The sequence below is a fragment of the Pseudomonas sp. TH32 genome (genome assembly GCF_016650855.1).
In the GTDB taxonomy this organism is placed as follows: Bacteria; Pseudomonadota; Gammaproteobacteria; order Pseudomonadales; family Pseudomonadaceae; genus Aquipseudomonas.
In genome coordinates this window covers 5,846,929-5,863,988 of the sequence record NZ_JAEKFA010000002.1, presented here as the reverse complement: position 1 = coordinate 5,863,988, position 17,060 = coordinate 5,846,929, and the positions used below count along the sequence as shown (strand labels likewise).

Below are 17,060 nucleotides of genomic sequence, written 5' to 3'. Positions count from 1 at the left end.
GACTCCTATCAATCAATTCGAATAAGGGGAACGGTACGGACTGACCGGCAAGGGCATAGGCCCGCTCAGGTCTTCAAACAGGTAGCGCAGGTAGGCGTTGCCGACGTACTGGCGATAGTCCTGGGCGTTGTCGAGACCGACTTCGCCACCCAGGTAAAAGCGCGAGCTGAGGCGGTATTCGGCGGCGGCGTTGAAGCTGTAGCCGATGCCGGTTTTTGTATCTTGGGCATAGTTCGGATTGCCACGGGCACGTTGGAGCTGGTCATGCCCCGGGAAATAATCGACTGCATCTTGCTCGATACGCTGGAGGCCCACCGAACTTTTTATCTGGTAGCTGAAGCGATCAAAGCTCTGCGCCCAACGCACTGGTACACCCAGGGAGTAGAAGCCCTGTGGGCTGAAGTAGCCGCCCTGGCCATAGGTGTAGTAACCCTGGTTCTCCTTGAAGCGCATGTACGAACCGCTGAGACCAAGGGTCAGGGTGTCGGTCGGGGTATTGCGCAGGTACCAGTAGATGCCACTGCCCAGCTCCAGGCGGGTGTTGTCTTCGACGTTATTGCCCAGCATCTCGTGCAACGACGCGTAGCCATACACACCAAGTTTCTGGTTGTCGTAGCTCAGGTCGCCACGCCCGCCGTTGGCGGTCACGCCGCCCCATTTTTCGCCGGTGCGCTTGTCTTCGGAACCGGCAAAGGACGTCACGCTGTCGGTGACCGGACGCCGCGAAACGTTGACGCCGTAACGGAAGTTGGAGCCCTGGGAAAACGGCCGCGAGACGCTGGCGCCACCGATGATGGTGTCGTACAGGAAGCCCAGCGGGCTGACGCCGATATCGGCCTTGAGGCCTTCATCCGGGTTCTCCACGGCAACGGCGAAACCGACACCCGTGTCGCTCTGCGAGCCCGCCGGGTTGGTCGTGCCACCGCCAAACCGGGTGGCGGATTCGCTTTTCACACTGCCGGAACTCAAGTGCACCGGGGTCACACGTGCGGCAACGTTGAGGTCACCCACTGGAATCCGCACCTCGAACGGCGCCTCAACGTCAGTGATTTTGCTCAACCCGCTCTCACCGTTGTTGCTGCGAACGCTCAAACCCTGCACCACATAACCCGTGCGATCCCGCAGGATCGTATCCAGCGCACGACGTGCCGGGCTCAGGTTGGCGGTGTCGAGGGAGGCAATTTTCGACGGCGGCTCAAACGGCTCATTCCAGTTGTTCGACGCCGGACGCCCGGAGGCGGCCAAGGCGTTTTCCGGCACGACATTCGTCGGTGCATCAATCGGCGGCGGTACCGGACCGGCGACGGTCAGGTCAGTGACCTGGCGACGCTGGCCCGGCAAGCCGACGAAGGGGTTGTAAGGCACGCCCTGGGAACCGGCCTGGGCCAGTTGCGTCTGGCTCTTCTGACTGTTCTCAATCGCCAGCGCCTTGCGCAGCAGCGCAGCGGCTTCGTTGTTTTTGCCCAGGCCTTGATAGATGCGCGCCGCCGAGGTGAGGATCTCGGGGTTACCCGGCTCCAGGGACAGCGCCTTTTCACTGGCGCTTTCCGCCAGGCCACGGTCACGGCCTTGCAGCGCGATGTCCGCCAGGCCCAATTGCAGGCGGGCGTTGTTCGGGTTCTGCTGGATCAGCGGCGCATAAAGCTCCATGGCCTTTTTGCTGTTGCCACTGGCTGCGTACATCCGCGCCAATGCACCGACTGCCATCGCGTCGTTGGGACGCTGGGCCAGGGCTGGCGACAGCATGTCGTAGGCCGCGACCAGGTCGTTTTTCTCGCGCAAGGCATCGGCCTGTTTGACCCGGTACAGGTAGATCAAATCGTCGTAACGCTGGCGGCCGGTTTCACTCAATGGCTGGCCCTGCACTTCACGCAGGATGTCGCCGGCCTCGGTGTAGTGGTTGGCCTTGAGCAGCACGTTGGCGTACAGCAGCTTCTGGTCGATGGTCGGGTTCGGATTGTTATCCAGAACCTTCTGCATGATGTCCAGGCCCTGCTGTGTCGCGCCGACTTCCACATAAGCGGCAGCCAGAATCGCCAGGCGCTCGGGCTTCTGCCGGGTCATGGCTTCACTGCGGCCCAGCAGCGCGAGGGCTTCAGGGCGTTGACCACGGCGGGCGGTTTCGATGGCAATGTCGGTCTGCTTGTGCAGGGCGATATCGATGCCCAGCTCGTTCATGTCCGCAGTGCGTTGCCCGGCCGGGATGCGCGCCAGGGTCTCTTCGGCTTTCTTCCATTCGCCCAACTCGGCCGACAACAACGTGCTGGTGTACAGCGCGTCCGGCTGGTTCGGTTGCTTGGCCAGCAAGCCGTCGATCAAGGCACGGGCGTTGCGAATCTGGCCGTCGCGCAGGTAGATGCGGGCCAGGGCGAAGCGCGTCCACGGGTTTTCCGGGTCGGCATCGAGGGCTTGTTTGTAGGCGGCTTGCGCGGCTTTCAAATCGCCCCGTTGCTCGGCCAGCTTGCCGACCTGGGTGGCGCGCAACGCGGTGATTTTCACGCTCGGCGCAAACTTGGCGCGCTCGGCGGGCGAGACCGAATCGATCAGCTTCAAGGCTTCTTCCGGCTGCCCGGATTGGGACAGCACGTTGATCAAACCGCTCAGCGCATCCGGGTCGCCCGGATGACGGGCCAGCACTTTGCGGTAGCCGGCTTCAGCGGCGTCGAACTGATTGTCCTGAGCCTGGAAACCCGCCAGCGCCACAGCAGCGCCGGGCTGGCCAGGGTTCAGGCGTTCGGCCTGGGCCACCAGGTCACGGGCCTGGCTGGTACGACCGCCACGCTGAGCGTCACGGGCCTGGTTGAGCAGGTTCCAGTAGCGCACATCATTGAGCGCCGACTGCCACGCCGCGCCACCCGGTAAACGGGTGGCCTGCACCAGGTAGCTTTCGGCCTCGGTGAAGCGTTGCTGCTGTTGACGCAGCACGCCCATGCCGCCAAGGGCATCGACGTCGTTGGATTTTTCGCTGAGGCGCGCAGCCAGCAGCGGTTCGGCGGTTTTCAGATCGCCGTCATCGAGCGCCTTGAACGCCTTGGTCATCTGCGGATCACGCTGCCAACCGGCACCGCTCTTGCCCTGGGCGATGCCCTTGTTCATCAGCGCGCGGATCTCGGTGTCGTCCGGGTGCGCCGCAAGGAACTGCTGGAACAACGGCACCTGGTCGCTCTTCGGCGGGCCGAGCCAGATCAGCGCAAAGCGCCAGGTTTCATCGGCGTTGCCGCCCACGTCGTTATTCGGCGCCAGCTTGGCCAGGGCGCGAATGCCCTCGGCACGGGTGGCCGGGTTACGCGCCAGATGCTTGGCCAGAAACAGCGCCACAATCGGGTCATTCGGCCGCTCGCGGGACAAGCGCTGCAAGCCGGCGATGGCTTCATTCGTGCCCTTGGGGGTGAAACCCAGGGTGTTGTAATACTCGCGGGCGACCAGGCCCTGAGGCTGGCGCCCCTGGAAGATCTGGCGATACAACGCAACGGCTTGTTCGCGCTCTTCGTCAGGCTCGCCCAGTTCGCGCGCCTGCTCCAGCAACTTGGCGTTGGCCGGAATATTCAGGGTGATGTCCTGCTCCAGCAGCAGGGCCTGGCGCGGAACCGGGCTCAACGCCTGCAGGCGGGCCAGGTACTTTTGCGCTTCAGCCGGGCGCTGTTGCTGCACCGAAATCAGGCCGATGCCGTACAGCGCATCCGGTTGCTCGGGGCTCAGGCGCAGCAGTTTCTGCCAGGTTTCGAGCGCGCGCTCCGGGTTCTTTTTCGACTGCCAGTAATAGCCCTGCTCGATCAGCAGGCTTTGCGGGTCAGTGGTTTCGGCAAAGCTGGCGGTAGAAGCCAGGGCGGCCAGAATCGCAACGGCTAGCGTGTGACGGCGCATGCTGACTCCCAGGATAATTTCACCGTGCCGTCTTGTTCGAAACGGTACTTTTGATCAGCGAAGCCCTGGCCGAACAGGCTGAGCATGTAGTCGTAATAAATCGGCTGCGCACTGTCCGCCGCCGATGGGGCAAGGGCCTTGGCGAGGGCATCGTCGACCTTCTGTTTTTGCAGTTGCGCCAGGGCGGTTTCGCCCCGGGCCTGGAAGAAGGCCAGGGTGGAGGCCGAGAAACCTGTTGGCGTGTAGCCGTTGTTTTTCTCGACTTCACCGGTCAGCACGTGGACTTTCTCCGGCGGCAAACCGGTGACCGACGAAGCGGTCGCCCGGGAGATACCGCCCAACGCCTTGAGCATCGGCGCGGCCAGCGGGTCGCTCTTGGCGGTCATGCCGGCCCAGAGGTACGTGCGGATTGCGTCGTAGCTGCCCAGGTCATCGGAAAACGGATCGACGATAAACAGCCCGGTGTTCGCGCTGGTGGCGCGATAGCCGACCCAGTTGGCCGCCAGGCCGTGGGGGTTGCTCGGCAGGTCGGCGAGCATCTTCGCGTTGCTCTCGGCCACTTCGTTCCAGCCGGCGTTCGGGCGTTCTTTTGCAAAGCGGCGCAGTTGCGGCAACACCTGATAGCTCGGGTTGAAGCGCCACAGGCCACCGGGGTGCGCATAACCCACCGGCCCCGGCAACAGCATCTTGCCCAGGCCCGGCACGCGCACGATCAGGTTGCGTTCAACGTTGGCCAGCACCAGCTGGGCGTCGCTGCGGTACTGCGGTGCATTCCACACACGCGCCGCTTCGAGCAAGGCGTAAGCCATCCACAAGTCCGCATCGCTGGCGGAGTTGGTGTCGATCGCGCCCCACTTGCCGTCGTCGCGCTTGCCCCACAACCAGGCCGGCAGGTTCTGGCCGATGTCGGCGCCCGCCATGTTGGCCTTGGTCCAGGTCCAGAGCTTGTCGAAGGTCGCCCGGTCGTTGCCGACCAAGGCAAAGAACATCGCGTACGACTGCCCTTCCGAGCTGCTTTCCGTCGGCTTCATGGACGAGTTCAACACCCGACCATCGTCCTGGATGAAACGCTTGGCGTAGTTCTGCCACAGCGGCCAGTCACAGGTCTGCGCCTGGGCGGCACCGGCAAACATTGCCGTACCGATCACCGTCAAAATCGCGCTACGCAACGGGCTCATGCCAACCGCCGTTTAGCACGGGCACGCAGTGCCAGGTAGATCAGGCAGGTCAGTACCAACAAGCCAAGGAAGGTAATCGCCAACATCCAGCCCAGGTTCTGGGACAGCTGCCACTGCATGAATTTGAAGTAGTTCAGGTTGCCGACGTAGTACTGCTGGTCGGCGACCAGCGAACTGATCTGCGTGCCCTGCACCACCGCCAGGCTGCCCTGGATCGAGTCTTTGTAGTCGTCACCGCCAATCAGCGCCGAGGTCGCTTCAAGCAGGCCCTGAGGCTGGTTGCTGGCGATCAGCACCACACTGCGCCCGGCCTTGAGCGGCGATTGGAAACCGGCGAACCAGGTGCTGTTGCTCAGGCCGCTGAAGGTGATGCCGGCGTTGGCAGGATGCTGGTTGGCGGCGGCGTCCGGGCTGATCCAGCTGCGCACATAACGGGGCAGGTCAGACAGCAGGAAGTGATGCTGCGGGCCGTCACTGGTGGCCGGCAGGTACTGCAGCCATTGCTGCAACAGCGGCTGGTTGCCGCCGGTGGCGAGCACCAGCAGGTCTTTGTCGGCAACGCTTTGCACGTCCTTGGCCTGCACCACTTTGACAGCGGTGGCCGGGTAGCCGGTGGACTCGCCGAAGCGGCCCATCACGGTCAGGTAGGCGCTCAGCTCGTCGGTGCCGACGTTGTCCGGCATCACCACCGCCGACTCCGAAAGGTCAGCCAGGCGGGTGAACGGGAAGCCCGAGTCGTTGAACACGCCGAGGTTCGGCATGGCAATAAAGTGCTGGTAGCTGCTCAGGTCCAGGCTCGAGTCCGGGTCAATCGCGCCGCGCATGTTGTCGACGATGATGTCCCGGCATTCGCCTTCCTTGATGTAGTCGTACATGAAGCGCAGTTGCAGCTTGGACTTGGGCGAAGCCGAGCTGATCGGCAACAGGGTTGTCACTTCACGGGGCAGGGTTTCGTCTTTCTTCAACTGGTCCAGCAGGCTCTGGCCGCCGCCCAGGTGGGTCACCGACGGCAACGCGACAGACTTCATGAACTGGTCATTCAAGCCAATCAGCAAGGAGGAATTGGTGGACACCTGCTGTGGCGTGTAGCGGTATTTGACGTTGAGCGGCACGCCCTCTTCACGCCAGTTGAACAGGTCGGGCGGCAGGCGCAGGTCGACGCTGATCAGGCCCGGGTTGTAGCCGGAGACGTTGAGCTTTTTCAGCTCCACCAGCTCGCCAAGGCGTACCGGGCGATTACTGGGCAACCAGTTCGGCGCGTCGTACGGCGTGCGGGGGGCCAGGGTGTCGAGCTTGGTGATGACCACGCTGTTGCCGGTCAACACCGGGTTGCCCAGCACCACGGCGGTGGCGGCGCGCTTGAGTTCAGCGCCGTCACGGCCGGAGACGATCAGCAGCTTGCCATTCGGGTCGTTAGGGTTGGCGATCAGGGTCAGGGTCGGCCCTTTAGGCTCGGGAACCGCCACACCGTGTACGTCGACGGCCTGGGTGCTCTGCACCAGCACAATGGCGTTGCCCTTGGCCGGGATCTCCCCGAGGGTGGTCGGGAACGTCGCACCACGGTAGCTGGCCATGCCGCCAACCCACGACGACAGTGCACCGGCGGCTTCCAGCGCGGCGTTGTCTGGCGCGGTGGCAAACACGAACGGCAGGCTGACCTGGCGGGCATCACGTTTGTCGAAGAACGGCAGCGGCAGCACCGACAGGTCGTCTTTCAAAACGATCGGCTGCACCTGCACTTTCAGCTCACTGCTGTTGCTGATCTTGGCCCACAGGCTGCTGTGCAGCGGGTCTTCACAGGACATGGTGTAGTGGCCGATGAACTGCAGGCTCAAGCGGTTGAATTCGGTGATCAGGTGCGCCGGAATCTGCACCAGCTTTTCCTGCTGGACGCCCGCGCCTTCTTTAGGCAGCGGCAGGCTGGCGGCGACTTCGTCGTTGACCAGCACGTTGATCTGCGACAGGTCCGCGAGCAGCGCCGGCGAGTAGCTGTACTTGAGCAGCAGTTGCGCGCCCTTCACCACTTCATCGGCACGGATGTCGAAGTTGACGCTGTCGGACGCTTCCACGCCTTGCAGGTTCATGGTGTCGCGGCGGCCCAACTGCTTGAGGGTCAGGCTGTAGCCGTCATCAGTGCTCTGCACCGCAACGGCGGGTGCAGCGGCCTGCGCCTGCGAGCCCAGGCCCAGCAGCGAAGCGATCATCAGCGCGAGCACACCGCGCGACTGCGGGCGGGCAAATAGTGTGGAAGTCATGGCTTGTCCATCAGCGTATCGAGCGGTTGTGAGGGAGTGCGGCGCAAGGCCAGACGCAATTCGTGCAGCGTGGCGCGGCCCAGGGTAAACAGGCCGCCGATGCCGATGGCACCGACTTCACGCAGGGCAGACAACGGTGTATCGGGCTGGCCGGCGCCCCAACTGGCGGCCCAGGTGTCGGCGCGGGAAAACGTCAGGCGGACCAGTTCGCTTTGCTGGCGCAGGGACAGTGCATCGAATTGCGCGCCAATTTGCGCGCCCTTGCTGAACACCACCCGCGCCTGGAACAGGCTGTCCTGGCCATTGCGCGACAGCACCAACTGCACCGCTTCGCCCTGGGCAATCTGGTGCCCGTCGGCGAGGATCAAGCCGAAGCCGTTCTGCGAAAAATCCTGGGTGGTGCCCTTGAGCACACGGCCGTCGGCGCAGATCACGCTGACCGGCAATTTCGCGCTGACCCGCGGCTCGGAACGCACTTGCCGCGCCTCCGAAGCCACCGCCACTGCCGCACTGGTGATGATCAGGTTATAGAGGGTCCAGGTCAGGTTGATCGCCACGGTGACCGCGGTGGACTCATCGCCCCAGATCAATTGATAGAGCCCGAAGCACAGCCCGACCAGGTTCACCGCCAGCAGCACGAGGTACGGCCGGGCGAGTTTCCAGTCGAAGAACTGCTTGTCGATGATCCCGCCCTTGTCGGTGACGTTGAAGCCACCGGCCTTCGGGTTGACCAGCGCGACCAATACCGGCGGCAGGATGTACCAGGCCAGTACGGTCTCGTAGACCTCGTTCCAGAACGAGTGGCGGAAGCGCCCCTGGATCCGCGAGTTGGTCAGGCTCGAATGCACGAGGTGGGGCAACACGTAGGCGACGATCATCAGCGCCGAGGCGTGGAAAATCTGCGCGCCGAAAATCAGGTAGGCCAACGGCGCGGTCAGGAACACCAGCCGCGGCAAGCCATAGAAGAAGTGCAGCATGGCATTGGCATAGCAGATGCGCTGGCCCCACTTCAGGCCCTTGCCCAGCAGCGGGTTGTCGGTGCGGAAAATCTGCGCCATGCCCCGCGCCCAGCGAATGCGCTGGTTGATGTGGCGCGACAGGCTTTCAGTGGCCAGGCCCGCTGCTTGCGGGATTGCCAGGTAAGCGGTGTTGTAGCCCAGGCGGTTGAGCTTGAGCGCGGTGTGGGCGTCTTCGGTCACGGTCTCGACGGCCACGCCGCCGATTTCCAGCAACGGCTTACGGCGGATCACCGCACATGAGCCGCAGAAGAACGTCGCGTTCCACAGGTCGTTGCCGTCCTGCACCAGGCCGTAGAACAGCTCGCCCTCGTTGGGCACGGCGCGGAAGGTGTCGAGGTTCTTTTCAAACGGGTCGGGCGAAAAGAAGAAGTGCGGCGTTTGCAGCATCGCCAGCTTGGGGTCCTTGAGAAACCAGCCGAGGCTGACCTGCAAAAACGAACGGGTGGGCACATGGTCGGCGTCGAACAGCGCGATGTATTCGCCGTCGGTGACCTTCAACGCTTCATTGAGGTTGCCGGCCTTGGCGTGGAAGTTGTTGTCGCGACGGATGTAGTTCACGCCGATCTTGCGGCAGAACTCGCGGAAGTCGTCGCGACGGCCATCGTCGAGCACGTGGACGCGCAGCTTGTCCTTGGGCCAGTCCATCGCCTGGGCGGCGAAGATGGTCAGTTTGACGATGCTCAACGCCTCGTTATAGGTCGGGATGAACACGTCGACGGTGGGCCACTCCGACGGTTCGGTCTTGAGCCACACCGGCTCGCGGCGCAGCGGCCAGGCGGTTTGCACGTAGCCGAAGATCAGCACCACCAGCGCGTACAGCTCGGCGAGCACCAGGCCGTAGCCGAAGAGCATGTCGAGCCCGGTTTCAAACCCGAGGGTGGAAGTCAGCCGCCAGTACATGTAGCGCAGCGACGCCACCAGCGACAACACCACCAGCGCGAGGATCGCCATGCGCCCGGGAATCTTGCGCAGCACCAGCACCGCGAGGAAGCACACGGCGGCAAACAGGCATTGGCTGTAGAGGTCCAGCGGGGCGCTGACGATGCTCACCAACAGCAAGGTGCCGACCACGCAACTGATCACCACCAGCACTTTGCGCAGCGCGTCGGGCCAGCGGTTGAAGCGCGAAATCGCGGCGTCCAGGCGCTGTTCAGTGCGCCCCGGGGTGTGGGGCGTAGAGGACGTAGTGTCGGTCATGGAAGGTCCGAATCGATGCGTTCGAGCAGCGTGCGGCACAGGGCATGAATGTCCTGGCAGCCGAGACTGTTGACGGTAGGGTCGAGGGGATCGCGGCCGTAGGCCTGGGCTTCGCTGAACGCCGGGTCACGGTGGACCGTGCCGAGCAGTGCATCGCCCAGGCGAGCCTTGAACACTTCGGCCATGTCCAGGCTGAAGCGGTGGGCGCCGTCGAGTTGGTTGATCACGTAGTAACGCTGTGGCGGTTTTTCGCGCTCAAGGTACGGCGCCAGCACGCTGTCCATCTGGGCCAGGGTACTGAACGAAGAAACATCCGCCTGCACCGCCACCAACACCAGATCGGCCAAAGCCATGGCCTGATGCAGGTACACCGTGTTGCCGGCCGGCACGTCGATGACCAGCGTGTCCTGGCCGTTCAGGCGCAGGCCGGCCAGGTGCTTGGGCAGCCACCGGGCTTCCTCGCCCAGCCAGCGATTGAGGTTCTGCTGCTGCTCGTTGTTGGTCTCGCCGAACGCCACCAGCCGGCAACCGGCAAAGCCGCGCTCAGCCAGGCCTTCCCAGGACTCATTGTTCAAGCTCGCCGCGCCGATGCCAGGCACATTCAGGCCCAGGCACAAGTGATGACGCAGGGCGTTTTGCGGGTCCAGGTCCAGCGCCAGGGCCGGCCGACCCTGACGCTGCAAGCCGCTGGCGATAGCGGCGGTCAGCGTGCTGCGACCGACACCACCTTTGAGCGAGACCACCACAATCACCTTGGGTGAGGACTGCTCCGAGTACACCTCACCGGTCGGCCCTTCCACCACTTCGGGCGGCTGCAGGTGATCGGCTTCGCCCTGGGTCAGCTCTTCAAGCAAGCGCAGCAACGACGCCGACGGTGGCTCATCCAGCACAACCGGGGACGCTGCCTTGACGGCGATGGGCAAGGCGTCGAAACGCTCTACTACCACGTCGTCCTCAAGATAATCGTGGACGGCCTGCAACTCCCGGTAGCCATTTGGATTAGCGCCCAGCTTATTGAATAGTTTGGAAATATCATCTGCACGACTCACCCACGGCCCTCCCCGATTAATACGCTTTAAAGGCGATAAAAAGGTCAGCGCATAAGGCTGACCTTGGTATTTCTAGTTATGTGTTGGCAGGCGGCATTCTGTGATATCAGATTGATGGTGTCAGTATTTTGATGCTTTTGGATTAATTCTTTCCGACGAGTGGCGTTGTGTCGATTTTTTGACTTATTTTTGGGTTTTTTGTCATTGCCATTTAGATCAGGAGCTTGCAGTGCTTTACCTGCTTATTTTTGGCTACCTGGTCAGGAAAAATGGTTTGGCTGAAGAATCAAATTACAACTAAGTAATTGACCGTCAGCGCTCCGTCAAAGGAGTTAAACGATTCCGCTATTAATCTGACGCTTAATATTTCGAAACAGAATACGGAAAGACTCGCCGTATTCAAGGGAAAAGCGATGGCCGTTATGCCGAAAACATCTAAGTAAAAGCCCCGACCGACTAATCCCTCTAATGGCTGGGTTTATGTATCAAGTTGTATGCAATTCCCCCCTCAATACATACCGAGGCAAAACGCCGGGGTGCACGACACAGGCCGGATACCTCCCGGGCGCTCAATAGGCTCCAACGAAACAACCTACCTATTGAACCCCAGAGGACACCCCCATGAACCGCACCACCTTCATCGCCAGCAGCCTGTTTGCCTTGCTCAACATTGCCGCCTTTTCCGCCCATGCCCAGGCCAGCCCCAAGCTGGATATTCAGCAAGTGCTGTCGACCGTGGACGATGGTGGCGCGGCGTGCGGCGTGGTGAATGCGCGGATGACCTACCTGGATTCCCACGGGCAGAAGCGGGTGTTTGAGTACAAGAAATTTGCGGATTCGTGCAATGAAGGCAGCTGACACGGTGAACAGCAAAACCTGTGGTGAGGGAGCTTGCTCCCGCTGTTTTGGGCCTGCTGCGCAGCCCAGCGGGAGCAAGCTCCCTCGCCACAAAATCTCATCTGAAGCTAAATCGCGTTAACCACGAATACGGTGCTCGGTGAATTCATAATCTTCCTGGCAATCGCCAGTCGGGTCCGCCGCCACACTCACGTAATGCACCGTGTCGGTGTCGACCATCTTGTAGGTGTAGATATCCGGCGTACGCACGCCATCCGTTCGCAACTCATTCTTGCCGTTGGCCGCAGACCAGGTGCCGTTCTCGGTTTGAATCGGCTGGGTTTGCTGCGCATCGCGGAAAAACGTGATGGTGAAGCGGCCGTCGGGCTTGAGGTTGTTGTTCCAGGACAGGAACTGGCACTTGCCGCTTTCTGCACGCAGGCCTTTCCATTGGCCGACGAGGGCCGGGTCGTTGGTGGGCTTGTGGGCGGCGCAGCCACCGAGGGTAGCGGCCAGGGCGATGAGAGCCAGGGAGATATTCCGTTTCACGTGGTGCTTCCTTCTATAAGTACATTCGTCGCGCGAACGCGCTCAGGATTGATCCTGATAGATGCCGATGGTTCGTTTGGTTTTGTACGCGTGGGGGGTGGAAATGGATGGCATGCTGCCACTACTCGATAGCCTTTTCCAGTGATCCAGCGTATGGGATTTGCAGGGTTTGGGTAGTGGAAACGAGGTAGCGGAGAGAAAACCCGGGCGGTTGCAAAAATAGTCAGAATTCAGGGGTTTACAGAAGCTTGCCAATCGCTATAATCGTCGCCCTAACACGCCGGTATAGCTCAGTTGGTAGAGCAACTGACTTGTAATCAGTAGGTCCCGGGTTCGACTCCTGGTGCCGGCACCATTTAAAAACAAAGGCTTGCAGCGATGCAGGCCTTTGTTTTTTGTGCGAAACGTAACAAGACACGTAACAAGCCGCTTATCTAGGCGACCTCCGTGGGCGCTCAGCTCCAATTTGAGGGCTGCTTCTATGTCAACGACTCCCACCGACCCCCCTGAAATAGCTCGCCTGATGCAAACGCATGGCGACCTTTTCGATAAGCATTTCTCGCATAAGCTGGATGAACAGTCCGCCGTACTGAAAGCTCACCTCCTGATAGAGGAGTCATCCGTGACTTCAACTACCGCTCAGTTCAGAACCCAGAGCATCTGCGGGGAATACGGCTCACCTTTCAGCAAGTAGTCGGCATAGCTCGATCGCTCATGCTTATTAAAGGGTCAGGGAGCAACAGTCTCTGGGACATGACAAACCAGCTCAATAAGGCCGGTTCAGGGGGCCGGGGGACCCTCAGCCCCCTGGATCAAGGAATCAACGAACATTAAAAAACCACAGAACAAGACCCATGACAAAGCCTGCCCCTGCCATTTGCAGATAGAACGGCAGAAATGCTTTTAACAGCGCGACAATGTCATCTCCACCACTTAACCAATACCCGGCAATGTGAAAGAACGCACACATAAGCACAAGGGCCAACGCACAAGCACAAGGAAGATAAACAGCGACCCACCAGGGTTCATTTTTTCTCATTGCCGTCTCTTTTCTTCAAGTAGAAATCAGCGCCACCGTTGAACGCCCCTGACGATTCAGAATCGCCCAAATTACCGAATATGGAGGGAACGGGACTTTGCGGGGCGGGCTTGGTAATCGTCCACATCCCCGTCGGTACCCACTCATACTGCTTCGACACCGGGTTAAGCAGTTTATCCAAGGGGCCCTTGACCGCGTTACCAAAGGCGAACCCCACGGACGCGCCCGCTTTACTTAACAAAGCGCCCATAAACGGATCATCGCCACCCTCTAATTCTGGGCGTCACGGGGATAAGCAACGCATGGGTGTCACGTATCCTATACACGGGAATTTTTTTTCCGGTGCACCCATCAAAAGTGCGTAAGAAGTGTAAGTGAGATTTTTTATCTATCTCTATCCCTTACATTTCAATAGCTTAGAATGATTTCTAAACCGTAAGTAGACTGTCAGACCAGTGTCGGCGCCGAACAGTTCGTGACTGTAATTGAGGGATTCCACAACCTACTGTTTTTAAGGGGTTTTTTAAGTCTCTTTCCTGACTTACACTTTTTGACGACGTGACTGTAAGTGACGCCCCCCAATGAATCCGGGGCTTTTCAGGCGTTTCTCGACCCGCTGACGCCACTTACGTGTCAGGAGGGGGTGTACCTGGAAAAAGTTTTCAGCAGCCGTTCAGGCACGCCACACCAGACTGCTCTCGCCTCGTGACTTTAATCCGGGGAACACCATGACAAAGCCCAGCTCCGTCGCTCCCATTCCAAAAATTGAAGTCATCAAGAAAGGCGCCCTGTGGGAGGTCCATTGGGACTACCAGGAAGGACCGGCCAGCCTGATTCTGTTCAACCGCGCTGACTATCTGCGGGGTTATATAGATGGTGCGCTGGACATCCTTGGGATTGATCCCGATTGCGTGTGCTGCGCCAGCGGCGTGACCGGCACGGTAAAACGACTGACTCAACATCAGGCCGACACACTTTATGGCGCATTGAACCAGTTGCTGGTCCCGTTGGTAGAAGCGGAATTCGCCCGCCTGGGACGCCTCGCCGCCCTTCCTCATGTACGCGGCGCCGCTGCAAAAGTTTGAAACCCCTCTCCCCCACGTGATCGGCCTGCCAGGCCCAGCCGGCGGGCAACTCCCCGCATAACCTGAGACACGCCCTGTATCTGCATTGACTGCACTTTCGACCGGTTGCGATTCTGAAAACCGCCTGTTTCGAATGTTTTAAAATTTTCGACCCAATGAAACCGTGGCCTCCAGCCCTGCCCCGTTCGCGGTCGTCTGCCGCACCCTTGTGCAACCGCACTGCACTTATCTTCAAAACTTTGCAATCTGTGAAACTGCCAGTCGCCCGCAGAGCGCCCCAGCCCGCCTGGGCTGCCGGTTCGTTTGCACTACATCCGGGTTTGCACAAAAAAAGGACGTAAACCCCGTCGGCGGGAGGGGGATAAGTGCTTTTTCAGCCGATTTTTTCTTCACGCCAGAGTTTCACCCGACAGGCCGACCAGCACGTCGTCGGATCCCCTCCCCTGCGCGATAGGACGTCAATATACTGTTCATATATACAGTACATAGTGCAGGTATCGGTAATGAGCCCAAGTAACCTTGTTGAGGCGTGGACGATTCAGACCTGGATGTCATTCCTGCAGGACAAGCAAGCACTACTCAGGCATCCAGGTGCCCACCATAAGGTGCTGGTGGATGAGGCTCACGCGCTACACAGAGCAAATCTGATCGACCGAGATGGGCTAAGCGATCTTCTTGAGCAAGCGGATGGTGCTTTGGCTTATGCCGTGGAAGCGCTTCTGGATGAACCAGGCGAGGAATAGGCGGACTTCTTATGCATATGCTGATCACCCCCATGCGGAGCAAAGGCGTGGCTCTGAGCCCGCTAGAAAGAAGGCGCTACCCAGCGATTAGGGGAAACGTTCTTGTTAACGCACAACTATCGCCAGAGCTGGGACGTAGCTCAAACGTAGCGAGAGTGTCCAAAGGAATGCCGCTCGAACCAGACCCCCTCCCTTTACTGCAGGACGCGACACTGTCGGGAATGGCGCCGACCGGTTTTGTGTTGAGCGGTATTGAGTACATAGACGGATGTGCGTACGCACAGTCCTGGTGGTGCCGCTTGGCATAAAAATCACCGTGCACCCTGAATTTCTGTTTCAATTCTTGAGAATCAACTGACTAAAATTCTGAGTATCCAGCATGGACGTTGAAGCAAAGTATTATCTTGGATCTGTAACTCTCGACAAAAATAAAACGTTAGTTCTTGAGTGGAGCGAGTACGCACTTCTAATTAAAGCCCGGCGCATATTAAGCGACGCACTAAATATAGAAGAAAAGTACGATGTCGCACTATGCAATTACATGGAGTTCGAAAAAGAACAATTAACAATAACATTAGATAACTTAGTTAATAGCATTCACTATGACTACAATCGCACCTATGAGGTCCTATCAACTCTAAATCGCAGACTGGTGAATTTTTTATCAACTGGAAGAAAATACACCGAACTAGTAGCTGGCCTCGCGGCGAAGTGTTCCAGCAATAGCTCTGAGACAGAGGCTTCAATTGGCGCGCTGCTAAGTAAGCATTATGATGAATGCTTAGACTATCGAGCTATGGAAATTCTCAGAAACCATGTCAACCATAGTGGCTTAGCTGTACACACCGTTAGTGCACCTAGCAGCTGGACCATAGACGACAATAAAAAAGCAGATCAGCTAGTTTTCAATCTAGAAATTTATGCAGAAAAGAAAATTTTAGCGGAAAACCCGAAATTCAAAAAAGCTGTACTTAACGAACTTCCCGAAAAATTCGACCTAAAAAAAGGTGCACGATCATACATTGGCGCCATTAGTCACGTACATGAAGAAGTACGAAAAACCATACGCGAAAACGTAGACGGCGCAAGAAACACAATAGAAGAATATTTAAAAAAGCATAGTGACCTGAACGACGGAGCATCATTCCCTATTGGCGCTTTCATAGAAAGGCCCAATACTCCAGTCGAAACACCGACAATGATCATTTTGGACTGGGATAACGTGAGGGTTGGGCTATCCAAAAAGAATTTATCTATTTCCAATATGACTCGACGGCATATCAGCAGTGCTTTAGCGAAAAAATAAATCTCTTCTAAACTGAGCCAGCAATTGAGCTGGCTCAGTTACATCCCAGCTTAAATGCCTTGTGAATTTGCTTGATCGACGGCTTCGGATACAGTTTCCCACTGTCGCTCCATATGAGCCATCATCCGGACCTCATCTGTTTCAATTCCAAAGTCCCGCCGTATAGCAATCACCACTTTTGCTTGAAGTACTGCTAAAGGCTTCATATCTGCCATTAGCTCATGATTATATTTTGCACACAGCGAATAGAATTCATTAGTTGCCACGTGTCTCTTTCGGGAGGAATCAGCGGCCTGTTCACTCAAAAAGTCAAAGCTGTCCCTCAATCCAAGCATAACATTTTCATCTGGACAGCCACCCTCCCTAAGATTATTCATCGCACCAATTACTCGTTTGACGTCAATCATTGCCTGGTCGTACATACCTCCATGGAGATTCATTTCTGCTTTTAATGTTTGCATTGGCGAAAGCGCAATAATCACTTTATGTGTAAGCTTCCAATACTCCATACCGAGGCTGTCAACTGCTTCTTGTGTTCCTGGCGGGGCAACCAACGACAGCTTGGCCGCTGCAACATATAAACCCTCAAGTCCAGCAGCAACATTCTGATTGCTAGGGTCTTCGTGCGGAAGCTTTCCAAAATAACTACTGGCCTTAGTCATTTCTGCGACAGCCGACAGATAGATCTCTCGGCGAAGATTATTCATCCGGTCAATATTTTTTTCTTTCGCATCATGCGCAAGCTGTAGAGATAGCCGTTTGTTATTGCCAAAGTTAGCGACCAAGTTAGTAATCGATGTAAGCGTAGCACCCGCTACAGCACCAATAACCCCCCACACCGGTCCAGGAATAGATTCGAATATGCTGACTGTGCTGCTCATGATTGTCCCTAATTTTGACCATGTGTTTTGGATCCGCTTTCAACATCGTACGGTACGC

General features: G+C 58.4%; 14 protein-coding genes and 1 tRNA gene. 6 read left to right on the top strand and 9 right to left on the bottom strand.

The window, feature by feature from the left end; genetic code table 11:
- Positions 1–12: 12 nt before the first annotated feature.
- The 5 genes from JFV30_RS30560 to bcsQ are packed head-to-tail and all read right to left on the bottom strand — an operon-like array spanning position 13 to position 10,493.
- Positions 13–3,864, bottom strand: coding sequence for a cellulose biosynthesis protein BcsC (locus JFV30_RS30560; RefSeq protein ID WP_201125916.1), 3,852 nt, complete (start codon positions 3,862–3,864; stop codon positions 13–15).
- Positions 3,846–5,042: a cellulose synthase complex periplasmic endoglucanase BcsZ gene (gene bcsZ, locus JFV30_RS30555; protein WP_201125915.1), complete on the bottom strand. Its 1,197-nt coding sequence runs from the start codon at positions 5,040–5,042 to the stop codon at positions 3,846–3,848. Before bcsZ ends, JFV30_RS30560 begins: the two co-directional genes overlap by 19 nt.
- The gene (bcsB, locus tag JFV30_RS30550; RefSeq protein WP_201125914.1) at positions 5,039–7,297 is read right to left on the bottom strand and encodes a cellulose biosynthesis cyclic di-GMP-binding regulatory protein BcsB; all 2,259 of its coding nucleotides are present in this window, start codon (positions 7,295–7,297) and stop codon (positions 5,039–5,041) included. Before bcsB ends, bcsZ begins: the two co-directional genes overlap by 4 nt.
- On the bottom strand, positions 7,294–9,513 hold the full coding sequence (gene bcsA, locus JFV30_RS30545; RefSeq protein WP_201125913.1) for a UDP-forming cellulose synthase catalytic subunit: 2,220 nt from the start codon (positions 9,511–9,513) through the stop codon (positions 7,294–7,296). The genes bcsB and bcsA overlap by 4 nt, the downstream gene beginning before the upstream one ends.
- The gene (bcsQ, locus tag JFV30_RS30540) at positions 9,510–10,493 is read right to left on the bottom strand and encodes a cellulose biosynthesis protein BcsQ (RefSeq protein WP_201126261.1); all 984 of its coding nucleotides are present in this window, start codon (positions 10,491–10,493) and stop codon (positions 9,510–9,512) included. Before bcsQ ends, bcsA begins: the two co-directional genes overlap by 4 nt.
- A gap of 690 nt (positions 10,494–11,183) precedes the next feature.
- Here bcsQ and JFV30_RS30535 point away from each other — a divergent pair.
- On the top strand, positions 11,184–11,420 hold the full coding sequence (locus JFV30_RS30535) for a DUF2790 domain-containing protein (protein WP_201125912.1): 237 nt from the start codon (positions 11,184–11,186) through the stop codon (positions 11,418–11,420).
- A gap of 117 nt (positions 11,421–11,537) precedes the next feature.
- Here the strand turns inward: JFV30_RS30535 and JFV30_RS30530 are convergent, their stop codons facing one another.
- Entirely contained in the window at positions 11,538–11,948 is a 411-nt protein-coding gene (locus tag JFV30_RS30530) for a hypothetical protein (protein WP_169386610.1), read from the bottom strand.
- Positions 11,949–12,227: 279 nt separating this feature from the next.
- On the opposite strand from JFV30_RS30530, the gene JFV30_RS30525 reads away from it, so the two are divergent.
- Positions 12,228–12,303 (top strand) — tRNA-Thr (locus JFV30_RS30525).
- 465 nt (positions 12,304–12,768) lie between these two features.
- On the opposite strand, the gene JFV30_RS30520 is transcribed toward JFV30_RS30525, so the two are convergent.
- Together JFV30_RS30520 and JFV30_RS30515 are read right to left on the bottom strand one after the other, a co-directional pair.
- The gene (locus JFV30_RS30520) at positions 12,769–12,987 is read right to left on the bottom strand and encodes a hypothetical protein (RefSeq protein ID WP_122757694.1); all 219 of its coding nucleotides are present in this window, start codon (positions 12,985–12,987) and stop codon (positions 12,769–12,771) included.
- Complete coding sequence (locus JFV30_RS30515; RefSeq protein WP_010169014.1) at positions 12,974–13,237, bottom strand: hypothetical protein; 264 nt, start codon at positions 13,235–13,237, stop codon at positions 12,974–12,976. Before JFV30_RS30515 ends, JFV30_RS30520 begins: the two co-directional genes overlap by 14 nt.
- A 478-nt stretch (positions 13,238–13,715) precedes the next feature.
- Between JFV30_RS30515 and JFV30_RS30510 the strand changes: the two genes are divergently transcribed.
- The 4 genes from JFV30_RS30510 (at position 13,716) to JFV30_RS30500 (ending at position 16,121) form a co-directional block, all read left to right on the top strand.
- Entirely contained in the window at positions 13,716–14,072 is a 357-nt protein-coding gene (locus tag JFV30_RS30510) for a hypothetical protein (protein WP_201125911.1), read from the top strand.
- 503 nt (positions 14,073–14,575) lie between these two features.
- Entirely contained in the window at positions 14,576–14,815 is a 240-nt protein-coding gene (locus tag JFV30_RS30505; RefSeq protein ID WP_201125910.1) for a hypothetical protein, read from the top strand.
- Between the two features lie 11 nt (positions 14,816–14,826).
- Complete coding sequence (locus JFV30_RS33340) at positions 14,827–15,123, top strand: hypothetical protein (protein WP_242487124.1); 297 nt, start codon at positions 14,827–14,829, stop codon at positions 15,121–15,123.
- A gap of 71 nt (positions 15,124–15,194) precedes the next feature.
- Positions 15,195–16,121, top strand: a complete 927-nt coding sequence (locus JFV30_RS30500; RefSeq protein WP_201125909.1) for a hypothetical protein — start codon at positions 15,195–15,197, stop codon at positions 16,119–16,121.
- A gap of 50 nt (positions 16,122–16,171) precedes the next feature.
- On the opposite strand, the gene JFV30_RS30495 is transcribed toward JFV30_RS30500, so the two are convergent.
- A complete protein-coding gene (locus JFV30_RS30495) occupies positions 16,172–17,002 on the bottom strand; it encodes a hypothetical protein (RefSeq protein ID WP_201125908.1) in 831 nt (276 codons plus the stop codon).
- Between the last annotated feature and the right edge of the window lie 58 nt (positions 17,003–17,060).

Coding starts and splice junctions, on each gene's coding strand:
- JFV30_RS30560 (WP_201125916.1), bottom strand. CDS start 3,864: ATGCGCCGTCACACGCTAGCCGTTGCGATTCTGGCCGCCCTGGCTTCT.
- bcsZ (WP_201125915.1), bottom strand. CDS start 5,042: ATGAGCCCGTTGCGTAGCGCGATTTTGACGGTGATCGGTACGGCAATG.
- bcsB (WP_201125914.1), bottom strand. CDS start 7,297: ATGACTTCCACACTATTTGCCCGCCCGCAGTCGCGCGGTGTGCTCGCG.
- bcsA (WP_201125913.1), bottom strand. CDS start 9,513: ATGACCGACACTACGTCCTCTACGCCCCACACCCCGGGGCGCACTGAA.
- JFV30_RS30535 (WP_201125912.1), top strand. CDS start 11,184: ATGAACCGCACCACCTTCATCGCCAGCAGCCTGTTTGCCTTGCTCAAC.
- JFV30_RS30520 (WP_122757694.1), bottom strand. CDS start 12,987: ATGAGAAAAAATGAACCCTGGTGGGTCGCTGTTTATCTTCCTTGTGCT.
- JFV30_RS30515 (WP_010169014.1), bottom strand. CDS start 13,237: ATGGGCGCTTTGTTAAGTAAAGCGGGCGCGTCCGTGGGGTTCGCCTTT.
- JFV30_RS30510 (WP_201125911.1), top strand. CDS start 13,716: ATGACAAAGCCCAGCTCCGTCGCTCCCATTCCAAAAATTGAAGTCATC.
- JFV30_RS30505 (WP_201125910.1), top strand. CDS start 14,576: ATGAGCCCAAGTAACCTTGTTGAGGCGTGGACGATTCAGACCTGGATG.
- JFV30_RS33340 (WP_242487124.1), top strand. CDS start 14,827: ATGCATATGCTGATCACCCCCATGCGGAGCAAAGGCGTGGCTCTGAGC.
- JFV30_RS30500 (WP_201125909.1), top strand. CDS start 15,195: ATGGACGTTGAAGCAAAGTATTATCTTGGATCTGTAACTCTCGACAAA.
- JFV30_RS30495 (WP_201125908.1), bottom strand. CDS start 17,002: ATGAGCAGCACAGTCAGCATATTCGAATCTATTCCTGGACCGGTGTGG.